This is a genomic window from Ferrovibrio sp. GW821-FHT12F09, assembly GCF_058806775.1.
In genome coordinates this window covers 118,224-132,019 of record NZ_JBXAPZ010000003.1, presented here as the reverse complement: position 1 = coordinate 132,019, position 13,796 = coordinate 118,224, and the positions used below count along the sequence as shown (strand labels likewise).

The window sequence follows — 13,796 nt, the reverse complement described above, 5'->3', positions numbered from 1 at the left end:
GAGATATTCAGTTCAGCCGGGGCTGCTGCTGCTCCAGACGCGGTGTGGCGGCCGGCGGCGCGGCCCGGACACCCAGGGCTTCCAGCATTGCCAGCATTGCAATGTCGTCATACGGCTTGGCCAACGCACGACTGAACCGGCTGCCCAGAAAGCCGGCGGCAATCGACTTTTCGTCATATCCGGTCGCCAGGATGACCGGGAAATGGGGATCGGCCAGGCGGAATTCGCTCGCCACCTGATCACCCCGGATATCGGGCAGTCCCACATCGATAATGGCCGCCGCAAAACGGCCGACCTTCCAGAGCTGACGCGCCTCTTCAGCTGACCCGGCCTCTTCGACAACAAAGCCCACGGCTTCCAGATTGCCGGCCACCACCATGCGCATCAGCGGGTCATCTTCGACCAGCAGCAGCCGCGGCTGGCCGATATCGACTGCGTCGTCCACCGGACGGCCAAGGCTGTCCGCGATGACCAGAACCGAAGTTTCGGTTTCGGCTGTCACCGCAGTTTCGGGAGCCGGGTCTATGGCCGTGAACGTGACCGTGATCGATGTGCCGGTCGGCCCCGATTCAATGGTGAGGCCACCGCCAATCTTCTCCACCATGGCCAGCACGATCTTGCTGCCGATGCCACGCGCCTTGCGCCAGTCGTTTTCGCTGACGCCGATACCGTCATCCTGGACCTGGACCGTAATCAGGTCGTCATTGCGCTCGGCCTTGACCCGGATTGCGCCGCCAGCGCCGGGATAGGCGTGCTTCAGGGCATTGATGACCAGCTCGGTGACGATCAGACCTACCGGAATGGCGAAATCGGTGCCGATCCTGGTCTGGCTGGCCAGGAATTGCAGCGCACTGCCGCCCTGATCGGCGGACTGGCGCAGATCTTCCACCAGACTGCAGAGATAGTCGGCCAGATCGACATATCGCACATCGGCGGTGCGATAGAGACGCTTGTGAACACGAGCAACAGCGGCGACCCGCTTATAGGCATCCAGAAGAATCTGCGCTGAGCGTGTGTCGCTCTGTGCCGCCGACTGCACCTGCAACAGGCTGGCAATCAATTGCAGGCTGTTGGAAACGCGATGATTGACCTCATGGATCAGAACAGCACGCTCGTTGGCCAGGGCCTCGAAACGATCGCGCGATTCCCGCAATTCGGCTTCGGCCTTGGCGCGCAGGCGCTTTTGCTGCCGCACCTCGATGGCAGAGGTGATGGCAGCGCGCAGCAGCAGCAGGAATTCCGGGCCGGCATCCTTGATCACATAATCGGCAGCACCCGCCTTCAGGGCTGCAACAGCCACCCGCCCCTCGGATTCGCCGGTGACATAAACCACCGGCGGTGGATCGGGCAATGCAGCGATTGCAGCCAGCGTTTCCAGGCCACCTTGTTCAGGCATGTGGTGATCCAGCGCCACGACATCGATATCGGGCGCCGAGCGAATCCGCTCAAGGCCTTCGAGGCCACTCGAAACCGTCTGCACAACATAGCCATTACGCTCGAACTCCTTCTGCACCAGGCGGCACAGACCGGCATCGTCGTCTATGTAGAGGAGGTTGAGTCGAGCGGTTGTCATGTCACGCAGTCTCGGGCACCTGCATCACCATGAAGAACATGCCCAGTTGGCGTATCGCCTGGGCAAAGTTCTCATAGTTTACCGGCTTGGTCACATAAACATTGCAACCCAAATCGTAGCAGCGCTGAATTTCCTGTTTGTCATCGGTCGTCGTCAGCACCACGACCGGCATGCGCCGCAGGCCCTGATGGTCCTTGACCTGCTTGAGAATATCGACGCCCGACATATCGGGCAGATTGAGGTCGAGCAGGACCAGATAGGCACCGCCATGGCTCCCGGTATCGCCGTCACCGACGCCGATAAGATACTCCAGGGCCGGTCCGCCAGAAGCAAAATGCACGATCTCGTTGCTGACGCCGGCGCGGCGGATGTTCTTCTCGATCAGGCGCGCATGCCCGTCGTCATCCTCGATCATGATGATCGTTACCGCTTTCTGCTCACTCATGCGTCGCCCCTGCTCCATCGCTGCCGTGCAGGCATCCCAGACACTCGCCTTTGCACAGATGACTCCTGAACCGCATTCCGTCCTGATCCGGCCTTTCCGGTTGTCGTGTCGGATACCGAAAAGCGCACGATCACGAGCACCCAGGCAATTTCTGAACCCCGGCAAGGCGGAACAGACGCGAGATTATGCGACGACCAAGGCCATTCTGCTGCGACGGTTGTCCGCAGCCCGACTTGAAATGCGTTCGATACCGGCCGCAGGACGCCAATCCGATATCCTGTACTATTCGGCATATAATTCAGGATGTTGTCAATTGGATCGGTAACGATTTGTTCTGGGCTTGTACAGCCGATCTCAGAACGGAAAAGTTGAGTGACACCGCCGCGCCATACCACCGGCAAATATGCGCCACAGCGGGTCAGGAGCGGAAATCAGCGGATTACCAATCAAATCCAGACCGGATCAATCAACCGCTTCGCTGCCTAGTCCTTTGGCCATTTTTTTCAGCAGACGATTGAGCGTACTGCGCTCGGCCGGCGACAGCATGGCGACAATGTTCTTTTCATGCTGCATCACCTTCACCATCAGGTCGTTCAGCAGGGCCTCGCCGGCCGGACTGAGCGACAGGGCATAGGTGCGGCGGTCGTTGGCGGTGCGATGCCGCAGGACCAGGCCCTTGCGTTCCAGCTGATCGAGCGCCGGTGTCAGTGTGGACTTGTCGACGCCCACCCCGCGGCTCAATTCGGTCTGGTTGATGCCGGGATTGGCGCGCAGCAGCACCAGCAGACTGAAGCGCCCGGGCGTCAGCCCGCCCATGCGCCCGGCCAGTGCCGCGCCGACCACATCGATGAAATTTTCGAAGACCGCGACCTGGGCGATGCGAAGGTTATAGCCGTAAAGGCCGGTCAGCGGGCCACGATCCAGCCTGCGCGCCGTCGTCTCGCGCTTTGCGACACTGCTTTCCGCGTCAGCCGATGACAAGACCTTGCGCGCCATCAGTTCATCTGACTGGGGAGGTAGAGCGCGATGGCGGGGAACAGGACCAGCAGGACCAAACGAATCAGATCGACGACAACAAACGGCATGACGCCTTTATAGATCTGCCAGAGTGGAATGTCGCGGGCGATGGAGTTGATGACGAACACATTGATGCCTACCGGAGGCATGACCATGCCCAGGGTGGTGACCATCACAATGATGACGCCAAACCAGATCGGATCGAAACCCAGCTGCATCATCACCGGATAGATGATCGGCACGGTGACCAGGATGATGGCCAGTTCATCCATCAGGGCGCCGAGGATCAGATACATGATCAGGATCAGAGTCAGCACGCCATAGGGACCGATCGGCAGCCCGGTAAGGAAATCGCTCACCTTCTGCGGCGTCTGGGTGATGACAAGAAAGTAACCGAACAGGAAAGCGCCGACCACGATGGTGAAGATCGAACCGCCGGTGCGCACCGCGTCGATCAGGCTTTCCTTGATCTGAATCCAGCCGAGCCGGCGGCGCAGGATACCGATGATCAGCGCACCGCAGGCACCGCAGCCGGCCGCCTCCGTGGCCGTGAAAACGCCGCCATACATACCGCCGACGATGCCGGCGAACAGCAGCACGGTCGCCCAGATGTCGCGGAGCGATTCGAATTTCTCGCGCCAGCTGAATTTCGGGCCGCGCGGCAGCCAGTCCGGTCGCCACCAGCCCATCAGCTGGATCGTGACGATATACAGCACCACCGCCAGCAGACCGGGCAGGATTCCGGAAATGAACAGCTTGCTGATATCCTGCTCGGTGAGGATGCCGTAAAGCGCAAAGATCACCGACGGCGGAATCATGATCCCGAGCGTGCCGCCGGCGGCGATCACCCCGGTGGAAAAACCGGGATGGTAACCGCTGCGCCGCATCTCCGGCAGCGCCACATTGGTCATCGTGGCCGCCGTGGCGACCGAGGAACCGTTGATGGCGGCAAAGCCGGCGCAGGCCGCAACCGTGGCCATGGCCAGACCGCCGCGACGGTGGCCGAGCCAGGCTTCGCTGGCCCGGAAGAGTTCCCGGCTCATGCCGGCCGCCGTGGCGAAACAGCCCATCAGGATGAACATCGGGATGACCGCCAGATCGTAATCGGTGGCGACCCGGATCGGCGACTGCGCCAGCAGGTTCAGCGCCGGATAGACCGCTGCCAGCGTGCCGAAACCGCCAATGCCGACGATGGCCATGGCAATACCGACCGGCACACGCAGCACCATCAGCACAAAAAGAATCACGAAGCCGGCAACGGCAATGACGTCCTGCTCCACGATCAGACTCCCCTGCCGCTGGTCGATGGCGATCCAACCAGCAGCCGCAACAGACGCAAAGCCAGAAGGATGGTGGCCAATGCAATGCCGAGGGCCGCTATCGCATGGAAGGGCCAGACCGGCATGCGCAGATCGAAGGTCTGCTCGTTGCTGGCATAGACGCTCATCACCTTGCTCTTCAACATCCAGGCGAACAGGACCATGAAGATCAGCGTGATGAAGGTGGCGAAAATGTCGATCAGGCGTTTGCCCCAGGCTGGTGCCATTTCCCAGAAACCGTCGACCTGGATATGGCGGTTATGAAAGCCGGCAATGGCAATGCCCCAGAACATGGCCGTGCCCAGCAGCAGGCGGGAGAAGTCGAAGGTATCGGGGATGCTGTAATTGAACAGCCAGCGGACCATGACGGCCACAAAGGTCAGAACGGCAATGGCGCCGAGCAGCAGGCCGGCGATCAGCTCGACCCTGTCAATAAATCGGGACATTCCGGCACCCCCACCCCGTCAAAAAACCGGCCGCGACCCGATGATCTGCCGCGGCCGGATACTCGTGTCGGCTCAGAACGCGGCTGCGTTGCGCTTCTTCAGTTCGGCCTTCAGTTCGCCGAGCGCCTGCTCGCCGTTGATACCGACCTTCTTGGTATCTTCATACCAGGCCTTGGTCATCTCGTCGCTGATCTTGCCCCAGGCGGCCTTGTCGGCATCGCTCAGCTTCACGCCTTCATGACCCGGCAGGGCTAGCATCTTGGCCTTACCAGCCGCTTCCGCGTCCGACCAGGGGCTATTCAGCTTTTCCGACCATTCCGACGTGCAATGGTCGTCGAACGCCTTCTTCTGACCGGCCGAGAACTTGCCATAGGTTGCCTTGTTCATCACCAGCACAAAGTTGCTGATATAGAGCGGCGCGTCGAGATGGTATTTCACCGCCTTGTCGATGCCGAAGATGAACATACTGTCCCACGGGAAGGTGATGGCATCGGCCAGCCCGCGCTCCAGCGCATCGCGCGATTCCGGCGCCGTCACCTGCACATTGGTGCCGCCGGCCAGTGTGACCAGACGCGCCACCGTGGCATTGCCGGGACGGATCTTGTGGCCCTTCACATCGTCGGGGCCGGCAATCTTGATCTTGCTGTGGAAGGTGCCCGGGTCATGCACGAAAGTCATGCAGACCTTCACATCGCCCATCTCCTTCTCGGCATATTTGCGATACCAGGTGTCGATGGCGGCCGAACCGCTCTTGCCATTGGAAAACAGGAATGGCAGTTCGCTGCCGGCGATCACCGGGAAACGACCCGGCGTGTAGCCCGGATTGACATAGGTCAGGTCGGCGACGCCATCGCGTGCCATGTCGTAATGGTCTTTCGCCTGGCCAAGCTGCTGGGCCGGGAAAATCTGCGTCTTCACCGTGCCGTTGGTCGCCTTCTCCAGAGAGTCGCCCCAGGTCTTGAAGGACGGATGCAACGGATGCGCCGGTGGCAGCCAGTGCCCCAGACGCAGCGTGACCGCCTTGTCCTGCGCAGCAGCCGGGGTCGCAACCGGCAATGCCGCGATCAGCCCGAGTGCGACCGCACAGGCATAGAAATGCTGTTTTAACGCCATTGTTTGTTTCCTCCGCTTGCAGGCAGCTCTCATTGACGGAGCTGTCCCTTTTTCATCTGCATAAAAAACCTAGCAGTCCGGCCCCGATGCTGTCCACCCGATTTTGTTGGACGCCAAACTAATTCCTTGACGATCGGAATGCTGCGGTGCAGATTTCGCCCAAGTGGGAGGACAACGATGGAACGCTCTTTTGCCAAGGAGATTGAATCCTTACGTCTGGGCGATGGCGACACCTTCCGGGGCGAAGGCATTCTCGCCGTCACCAAGGCTTTGCTGCAGTCCGGCGTGTCCTATGTCGGCGGCTACCAGGGTGCGCCGGTGTCGCATCTGGTCGACGTGCTGGTGCAGGCCCAGGACATCCTCGACGATCTCGGCATCCATCTGGAAACCTGCACCAATGAAGCCTCGGCGGCCGCCCTGCTCGGCGCCTCCATTCATTACCCCGCCCGCGGCTGTGTCACCTGGAAATCCATCGTCGGCACCAATGTCGCCTCCGATGCCTTGAGCAACCTCGCCTCGGCCGGCGTCACCGGCGGTGCGCTGATCGTCATCGGCGAGGATTACGGCGAAGGCGCCAGCGTGATCCAGGAGCGCAGCCATGCCTATGCGATGAAGTCCTCCATGTGGCTGCTCGATCCACGGCCCGATCTGCCGACCATCACCAAAAGCGTACAGGACGCCTTCGAGCTTTCCGAAATCTCCAATACTCCGGTGATGCTGGAACTGCGCATCCGCGCTTGCCATGTCACTGGCAGTTTCCCGGCCAGAAACAATGTCCCGGCGAAAGTCTCGCGCAACAGCCGCCTGCCGGGACCGTCCGCCTTCAATTACGACAAGCTGGCGCATCCCCCCGCCACCTTCATGCAGGAAAAGCTGAAGCTGGAGCAGCGCCTGCCGGCGGCCCGCAGGTTCATCCTGGAGCGCGGCCTGAACGAGGTGATGCCGGGCGATCTGTCCGAGATCGGCATCGTTGTGCAGGGCGGCCTGTATAATGGCCTCAACCGCGCACTGATGAATCTTGGCCTGGCCGATGCCTTCGGCAACAGCCGTGTACCAACCATGGTGCTCAACGTCACCTATCCGCTGGTCCCCGAGCAGCTGACCCAGTTCTGTGCCGACAAGCGCGCCGTTCTGATGATCGAGGAAGGCTCGCCCGAATATATCGAGCAGACGCTACACACAGTCCTGCGCCGGGCCGACATCAACACGCGCGTGCATGGCAAGAACATGCTGCCGGCAGCCGGCGAATACACCATCGAGGTGCTGACCCGTGGCCTGCTCGCCTTCATCAAGGCCGAGCAACCCGCTGTCGATGTTGCCACGCCGGAAACCCGGTTTGAGGCGGCACTGGATAATCGCAAGACCGCCCAGGCCCTGATCGGCCCGAACCTGCCGCTGCGCCCTCCCACCTTCTGCACCGGCTGCCCCGAACGTCCGGTCTTCACCGCGATCAAGCTGGTCGAGCGCCAGATCGGCAAGGTGCATGTCGCCGCCGATATCGGCTGTCATGCGCTCGCCACCTTTGCACCCTTCAGCCTCGGCCATTCGATCCTCGGCTATGGCATGTCGCTGGCCTCGGCGGCCGGCGTCGGCCCGATGATGAACACGCGCTCGCTCGCCATCATGGGCGATGGCGGATTCTGGCATAACGGCGTGCTGTCCGGTGTCGCGTCTGCAATGTTCAATCGCGGCGATGGCGTGCTGGTCATCATGCAGAACGGCTACACATCGGCCACCGGCGTGCAGTATATCCCCTCCTCCGCCGGCAACCGTCTCGACGGCCTGGCCAGCGGCTCGGATATCGAAAGCACACTCAAGGCCCTCGGCGTCAAATGGGTGAAGCGCCTGCGCTCCTATGGCCTGAAGGACATGACGGCCAATCTGAAGGATGCGCTGACCACCGCCGGCAAAGGCCTGAAGGTGATCATCGCCGAAGGCGAATGCCAGCTGGCGCGTCAGCGCCGCCTGCGCAGCGACGAGGCAAAGGCGTTGAAGTCCGGCGAGCGCGTGGTACGCACCCGCTTCGGCATCGACGACAGCGTCTGTACCGGCGACCATTCCTGCATCCGGCTCAGCGGCTGCCCGTCGCTCACCATCAAGCCCAATCCCGATCCGCTGCGCACCGATCCGGTGGCAAGCGTCATCAGCAGCTGCGTCGGCTGCGGCCATTGCGGCGAGGTCGCCCATGCCGCCGTGCTCTGCCCGTCTTTCTACAAGACCGAGATCATCCATAATCCCGGCTGGTGGGACCGCCTCAGCGACCGCCTGCATCGCAGCGTGATCGGCTGGCTCGGCGGCAAGCCGGCTTCGACATCCCAGATCGCGGCGGGGGAATAGCTATGACCTCCCCCACCCGTCCCATCTGCATCCTGATTGCCGCCATGGGCGGCGAAGGCGGCGGTGTCCTGACCGGCTGGATCACCGACACGGCCGAGAAATTGGGCTATCCGGTGCAGGCCACCTCCATTCCGGGCGTCGCCCAGCGCACCGGCGCCACCACCTATTACATCGAACTCTGGCCTGAACAGACCGACCAGCGTCCGGTCATGTGCCTGAACCCGATGCCGGGCCAGGTGGACGTGATGATCGCCAGCGAGTTTGTCGAGGCCGGCCGCGCCATTGCCAATGGCTATGTCTCGCCCGATCGCACGCTGCTGATCGCCTCCACGCACCGCGTCTTTGCTGTCGCCGAGAAAAGCGCCATGGGCGATGGCCGTTACGACACCGGCAAGCTGCTGCGTGCCGCCAGGGATTTCTCGCAGCAGACCATCCTGTTCGATATGGACCAGGCGGCAAAAGACGCCGGCTCGATCCTGAATGCCGTGTTGCTGGGCGCGCTCGCCGGTTCCGGCGCGCTGCCGATCCCGGCTTCCGCCTTCGAAGAGGGTATCCGCGCTGAAGGCAAAGCGGTGGAGAGCAACCTCTCCGGATTCCGCTTCGGTCTCTCTCATGGCCAGGGCGAACTGGCCGAACGGCAGGCCCGCGCCGCCGCGTTGCCGCAGGTGGCCTCTTCTGGCGCCCTGGCTGACCGCATCGGTCAATTGCCTGATGCTGCACGTCGCTTCGCCACCGAGGGTGTGAAACGCCTGATCGATTATCAGGGCGAGGCCTATGCCGGCCTCTATCTCGACCGTCTGGACAGCATCGCCAAAGCCGGCGATGCCCAGCTCACCGCCGAGACGGCGCGTCACCTGGCGCTGCGCATGAGCTTCGAGGATGTGATCCGCGTCGCCCAGCTTAAAGTGAAACCGGAACGCTTTGCTGCCATCGAGCGCGAAACCCGCGTGAAAACCGGCCAGCCCTATGCGGTGGCTGATTTCGTCAAGCCCGGCATCGAGGAAATCGCTTCGCTGTTGCCGCCGGCACTGGCGAAATGGATCATCGGCCTCAGCATACGCAAGGGCTGGATCGAGACCGTGCATTTCGGCATGACCGTGCAGTCGAACCGTCTGGGCGGCTATCTGCGCTTCCGCCTGCTGGCCGGCCTGCGCCGCTGGCGTCCGCGCAGCTTCCGCTATCATGAGGAACAGCAGCGTATCGAAAACTGGCTCGACCTGATCAGCAGTGCTGCTGCCAAGGATATGGCGCTGGCGCGCGAGATCGTCGACTGCGCGCGGCTCATCAAGGGCTATGGCGATACCTTCAAGCGCGGCGCCGGCAATTTCGAAAAGATCCGCGACCGTGTGATTGCTCCGGCGCTGGAGGGCCGCATCCCGCTGGCGCAGGCCGCCGATGCCGTCGTGCAGGCGCGTACCGCCGCCCTGGCCGATCCCGACGGCAACAGCCTGAACAACACCCTGGCCGACTTCGAGGCAAGCCTCAGATCGTTGCCGCAGGCGGCAGAATAAAAAAGGGCGCCCTGCGGCGCCCTTTCTCGTGAAACATCCTGCCGGTTACGACGTGGTGTCGTACTTCACCGTGCAGCCGTAGGGTCGCGAGGTGGTGGTGGCCACCGCCTTGCCCTGCGCGATGTTGGTCAGCGCGGCATCGACAAAGTTGTTCGCACCCTTGAGGTCATCCACGCGGGCCGACGGCTTATCGTCGATACCGCCGGCATAGGCCAGCTTGCCGTCAGCCGAGATCACATACATATGCGGCGTCACCTGCGCACCATAGGCGCGGGCGATCTGGCTCTTCGGATCGAGCAACACGGCCGAGGGCGACGCGCCGCGATCAGCCGTCAGCTTGTTGGCCTGCGCCGCATCCACATAGCCCTGTTCACCGGCCGGCGAGGAAACGATGGTGAGCCAGACCACATTCTGCGCCGTCCACTTCTTCTGCAGGCCCTGCATGTTGGCACTGCTGTAGTGCTTCTTCACGAAGGGGCATTCGTGGTTGGACCACTCCAGCACCACGGTCTTGCCCTTCAGGTCTGCGAGCGACACCGTCTTGCCGTTTGTATCCTTGGCGCTGAAGGCCGGAGCCGGCTGGCCAACCTGCACGCTGGATGCCAGGCTGAGCTGCGGCAGGGCGAAGGCGAGAGATGCGGCCCCGACCAGGCCGGCGGAAAGCAGGGTACGTCGAGCAACAGTCATACGGGGGGTGGTCATGGACGAGCACTCCTTGTCTGGTTGGGAAGAGACGCGGTTTGCAAAGACTGGTCGCGCGAACCGACGCGATCCAGCAGGCTCAGGTGATCCAGCACGATGGCCGGGGTGAGAATCTGCGGCAGCACGACGGTCTGCCCGTTGGCATAGAGCAGATAGAGCGGCACGCCGCTGCGGCCGTTCTGCTCCAGGATTTTGGTGATCTCGGGATCCTGGTTGGTCCAGTCGCCCTTGAGATATGTGATGCCCTTCGCACGGAAGGCATCCTGCACGCTGTCGCTGCTGAGTGCCGTGCGCTCGTTGACCATGCAGGTGATGCACCAGGCCGCCGTCATGTTGACGAAGACCGGTTTCTTCTCTGCCAGCAGGGCATCCAGTTTCGGCCGGCTGAAGGCTTCGGCGGTCTGGCTGCCACCTTTCTCTGCCGGCTGCGCACCAGCCAGCGCCGGATCGCGCGCCACGCCGACCAGGGCAATCACGGTGGCCAGGATGGTGGCAATGGCCGCACCCGAGGCAATGCGGCCATTCAGGCTGTAGAGCCAGGCGGCAGCGGCCAGCAGCACAAGACCGAGCAAGGCTGCGAGCAGGCCGGTCTGGCCGACCTGCTGGCTCAGCACCCAGATCAGCCAGGCCACAGTCGCATAAAGGGGGAATGCCAGCGCCTGCTTCACGCGTTCCATCCACAGGCCGGGACGCGGCATGCGGTCGGCCAGTTGCGGGATCAGCGTCAGCAGCAGGAAGGGCAGCGCCAGGCCGAGACCAAGCGCCAGGAAAATCGACAGTCCCACCGCAGACGGCTGGGTCAGGGCAAAACCGATGGCGGCGCCCATGAAGGGTGCTGTGCAGGGCGTGGCGACCACAGCGGCCAACACCCCGGTGAAGAACGAACCCTGATAGCCGCCACGCTGCGCCAGGCTGTTGCCGATGCCGGCGAAACGCCCGCCGATATGGAACACGCCTGACAGACTGAGGCCCATGACAAACAGCAGATAGGCGAGCAGCGCCACCACCACCGGCATCTGCAGCTGGAAACCCCAGCCGATCTGCGCACCAGCGCTGCGCAGGCCCAGCAGCAGTCCGGCCAGCAGCGCGAAGCTGGCCAGCACGCCGAGCGTATAGGCATAGCCGTGGCGGCGCAGACGCACCCTGCCCTCACCGGCATGACCCACCAGCGCCAGGATCTTGATCGACAGCACCGGAAAGACGCAGGGCATCAGGTTGAGCACAATGCCGCCGAGCAGCGCCAGCAACGCCGCCTGCGCAATGGCAGCCCAGTCCATCGCCATCGGGGCGGCACCACCGGCTGTAATGTCGGTGAGTTCGAACGCCTGACGCTGCTGTGTGCCGCCGGTGTCTTCGGTCAGCACCAGCAGGCCGCCGGTCCTGTCGGGCAATGTCGCAGCCGCATAGGTGCTGCGCTTCAGCCGCAGCGACAGCCCCGCGCTATCGATGGCCAGCGTCTGCGGTGCTGCATGTTCGATCAGGGTTTCGCTGTCGGGCAGAAAAGCGGCGCTGCGAATCCGGTCGGGCTTAAGGCCAGGGACTGCAACGCGCAGGACATACCCTTCGGCAGAGGTTTCGATCCGTGCCGCCCACGGCGATGGCTGTGCAAGCTGCGCACGCGCCGCCTCAAACAGCGCCGCGTTGCCTCCGCCCCCATCCGGCAGCGCCAGCGACAGGCTGGCTTCGCCGGGTATGCATTCCTTCTGGCAGACCAGCCAGTTCACATCGGCCTTCAATGTGACGTCTGCCGGCAGCGTCTTGGGCGGGGTGATCTGCGTGAGCAGCGTGACCTCGCCCTCGTAACCGTAGTTGACCAGATGGGCGACAGGAATCTGTTGCGGCACCGGCCAGACAATCGGCCCGGCCGTGAAGCCCTCGGGCAGGGTCCAGGCGATCTCGGTCGCAAGGCCGCTGTCGCCCGGATTGCGCCAGTAGGTATGCCAGTGCTCGGCCATGCGCAGGCGCACACCAACCCAGAAAGGTTCGCCGCCGCGCAACGGCTTTGGCTCGGCGATCAGACTGGCCTGGACCAGATCACTGCCGCTGAGCGCCCTGGCGGGCGTGCCGGCCAGCACCAGTCCGATCAGGACCAGTACCATGAAGACGGAGGGCGTGAGCAGGCGGAAAAATCCGGAACGACGCATGGCATAAAAATCCCGTAAAACGCTGCGTCAGGCAAGCGCTATCGGCTCACAAGGCCGCGAGCCGCACCGGGGTTTTGCCTAGAATTTCACCGACATTGAGAAAGCGCCGAACTGGTCGCTGGCATCCTGGCCGACATATTCGCGCGTGCGCAGCACATGGGTATAGGCGAGACGCACACCCTCGATCACCACAGCGAGGCCGAACTGGGCATCGCCGACGAAATTCTCCTTCTCCACACTGCGGCTGTTGGTGAAGGTATTGCCATCCAGGAAGATGTTGCGCGCCACCGCGCGGCCGTCAACGCCGGCGAACAGATACCAGCCGAAACCGCCCGGCGCGCGCTCGAAATAACCAGAGCCCGGCAGGCTGGGCTGCACGCGCGGCGGGCCGAAATCAGTCGGCAGATTCTGGCCGAAGCGCAACATCGCACCGGTATTGGCATAGGTGTAGACGTTGCCCAGTGCGGCACCCGCATGCGGCGTCGCATCGATGGCGAAGTCAGCCGGCAATTTGAATTCCGGCGACTGCCAGCTGCGCTGATAGGTCAGTTGCAGGGTCGGCTCGTTCTTGAGCTGGGTATCCCAGCCCTGCGCTTCAGGAGAGTCGACAATGGAATGGATGAAATCCTGCGTCTCATGGGCGCCGGATGCCGGACCGACCATGCCGATGCTGACCAGCATCTGATCCAGCACGTTGTTGGTGCGCGCCACCAGACCGACCGAGCCGTAAAGCCAGCCGGCATAGGGCCGGTCGCCCTGCGGCGGATTGCGCTGCAGCTTGTCGGTGGCGGTGTACATGTTCTGGCCGATGGCGTATTCGACGCGGATGTCGCTGTGCCAGCCGAACATCGGCACCTGCACTGCGGCCTCGCGCAGCCAGGCCGGCTCCTCGCCTTTCGGCGTCATGTAGCTGGCGCGCACACCGCTGGTGTAGCGCCGGTCGGTTTCATAGAAGAGGTCGTTCTCCACCACCAGGCTGAAGATGCCGGGTTCGGGCGGCTTGGGCTTTTCCGGCTGCACGGCGGGCAGTTCCGGGGCCTGCTGCGCCGAGGGCGGCGGCGGCATCGGCTGCGCCTCCTGCTGCACCGGCGCCTGGGCCATCTCCTGCGCCAGAGCAGCAATGGGCGCAGCACAAACGGCAAGGCCGGCGGCCAGCAGCAGGAAAGGTCGGCGATCTGTCATAGGGAAA

11 protein-coding genes are annotated in these 13,796 nt (G+C 62.9%); 2 read left to right on the top strand and 9 right to left on the bottom strand.

Annotation, left to right across the window (positions count from 1 at the left end; translation table 11 throughout):
• Nucleotides 1-7: 7 nt before the first annotated feature.
• The 6 genes from AC1ROB_RS20830 to AC1ROB_RS20805 all read right to left on the bottom strand — a co-directional run bounded on the left by AC1ROB_RS20830 (nucleotide 8) and on the right by AC1ROB_RS20805 (nucleotide 5,913).
• On the bottom strand, nucleotides 8-1,573 hold the full coding sequence (locus AC1ROB_RS20830; protein WP_492973174.1) for a response regulator: 1,566 nt from the start codon (nucleotides 1,571-1,573) through the stop codon (nucleotides 8-10).
• Nucleotide 1,574: 1 nt separating this feature from the next.
• The gene (locus AC1ROB_RS20825) at nucleotides 1,575-2,018 is read right to left on the bottom strand and encodes a response regulator (RefSeq protein WP_492973175.1); all 444 of its coding nucleotides are present in this window, start codon (nucleotides 2,016-2,018) and stop codon (nucleotides 1,575-1,577) included.
• Nucleotides 2,019-2,480: 462 nt separating this feature from the next.
• The gene (locus AC1ROB_RS20820; RefSeq protein ID WP_492973176.1) at nucleotides 2,481-3,014 is read right to left on the bottom strand and encodes a MarR family winged helix-turn-helix transcriptional regulator; all 534 of its coding nucleotides are present in this window, start codon (nucleotides 3,012-3,014) and stop codon (nucleotides 2,481-2,483) included.
• Entirely contained in the window at nucleotides 3,014-4,315 is a 1,302-nt protein-coding gene (locus AC1ROB_RS20815) for a TRAP transporter large permease (RefSeq protein ID WP_492973177.1), read from the bottom strand. Before AC1ROB_RS20815 ends, AC1ROB_RS20820 begins: the two co-directional genes overlap by 1 nt.
• A 2-nt stretch (nucleotides 4,316-4,317) precedes the next feature.
• A complete protein-coding gene (locus AC1ROB_RS20810; protein ID WP_492973178.1) occupies nucleotides 4,318-4,800 on the bottom strand; it encodes a TRAP transporter small permease in 483 nt (160 codons plus the stop codon).
• Nucleotides 4,801-4,872: 72 nt separating this feature from the next.
• Nucleotides 4,873-5,913: a TRAP transporter substrate-binding protein gene (locus tag AC1ROB_RS20805; RefSeq protein WP_492973179.1), complete on the bottom strand. Its 1,041-nt coding sequence runs from the start codon at nucleotides 5,911-5,913 to the stop codon at nucleotides 4,873-4,875.
• Between the two features lie 177 nt (nucleotides 5,914-6,090).
• Between AC1ROB_RS20805 and AC1ROB_RS20800 the strand changes: the two genes are divergently transcribed.
• Nucleotides 6,091-8,250, top strand: coding sequence for a thiamine pyrophosphate-dependent enzyme (locus AC1ROB_RS20800; protein ID WP_492973180.1), 2,160 nt, complete (start codon nucleotides 6,091-6,093; stop codon nucleotides 8,248-8,250).
• 2 nt (nucleotides 8,251-8,252) lie between these two features.
• Complete coding sequence (locus AC1ROB_RS20795) at nucleotides 8,253-9,761, top strand: indolepyruvate oxidoreductase subunit beta family protein (RefSeq protein ID WP_492973181.1); 1,509 nt, start codon at nucleotides 8,253-8,255, stop codon at nucleotides 9,759-9,761.
• Nucleotides 9,762-9,806: 45 nt separating this feature from the next.
• Here the strand turns inward: AC1ROB_RS20795 and AC1ROB_RS20790 are convergent, their stop codons facing one another.
• The 3 genes from AC1ROB_RS20790 to AC1ROB_RS20780 form a co-directional block, all read right to left on the bottom strand.
• Nucleotides 9,807-10,463: a thioredoxin family protein gene (locus AC1ROB_RS20790; protein ID WP_492973182.1), complete on the bottom strand. Its 657-nt coding sequence runs from the start codon at nucleotides 10,461-10,463 to the stop codon at nucleotides 9,807-9,809.
• The gene (locus AC1ROB_RS20785) at nucleotides 10,460-12,607 is read right to left on the bottom strand and encodes a protein-disulfide reductase DsbD family protein (RefSeq protein ID WP_492973183.1); all 2,148 of its coding nucleotides are present in this window, start codon (nucleotides 12,605-12,607) and stop codon (nucleotides 10,460-10,462) included. Before AC1ROB_RS20785 ends, AC1ROB_RS20790 begins: the two co-directional genes overlap by 4 nt.
• Before the next feature lie 78 nt (nucleotides 12,608-12,685).
• The gene (locus tag AC1ROB_RS20780; protein WP_492973184.1) at nucleotides 12,686-13,789 is read right to left on the bottom strand and encodes a lipid A deacylase LpxR family protein; all 1,104 of its coding nucleotides are present in this window, start codon (nucleotides 13,787-13,789) and stop codon (nucleotides 12,686-12,688) included.
• Nucleotides 13,790-13,796 lie beyond the last annotated feature (7 nt).

Coding starts and splice junctions, on each gene's coding strand:
- AC1ROB_RS20780 (WP_492973184.1), bottom strand. CDS start 13,789: ATGACAGATCGCCGACCTTTCCTGCTGCTGGCCGCCGGCCTTGCCGTT.
- AC1ROB_RS20825 (WP_492973175.1), bottom strand. CDS start 2,018: ATGAGTGAGCAGAAAGCGGTAACGATCATCATGATCGAGGATGACGAC.
- AC1ROB_RS20795 (WP_492973181.1), top strand. CDS start 8,253: ATGACCTCCCCCACCCGTCCCATCTGCATCCTGATTGCCGCCATGGGC.
- AC1ROB_RS20805 (WP_492973179.1), bottom strand. CDS start 5,913: ATGGCGTTAAAACAGCATTTCTATGCCTGTGCGGTCGCACTCGGGCTG.
- AC1ROB_RS20785 (WP_492973183.1), bottom strand. CDS start 12,607: ATGCGTCGTTCCGGATTTTTCCGCCTGCTCACGCCCTCCGTCTTCATG.
- AC1ROB_RS20820 (WP_492973176.1), bottom strand. CDS start 3,014: ATGGCGCGCAAGGTCTTGTCATCGGCTGACGCGGAAAGCAGTGTCGCA.
- AC1ROB_RS20790 (WP_492973182.1), bottom strand. CDS start 10,463: ATGACCACCCCCCGTATGACTGTTGCTCGACGTACCCTGCTTTCCGCC.
- AC1ROB_RS20810 (WP_492973178.1), bottom strand. CDS start 4,800: ATGTCCCGATTTATTGACAGGGTCGAGCTGATCGCCGGCCTGCTGCTC.
- AC1ROB_RS20830 (WP_492973174.1), bottom strand. CDS start 1,573: ATGACAACCGCTCGACTCAACCTCCTCTACATAGACGACGATGCCGGT.
- AC1ROB_RS20800 (WP_492973180.1), top strand. CDS start 6,091: ATGGAACGCTCTTTTGCCAAGGAGATTGAATCCTTACGTCTGGGCGAT.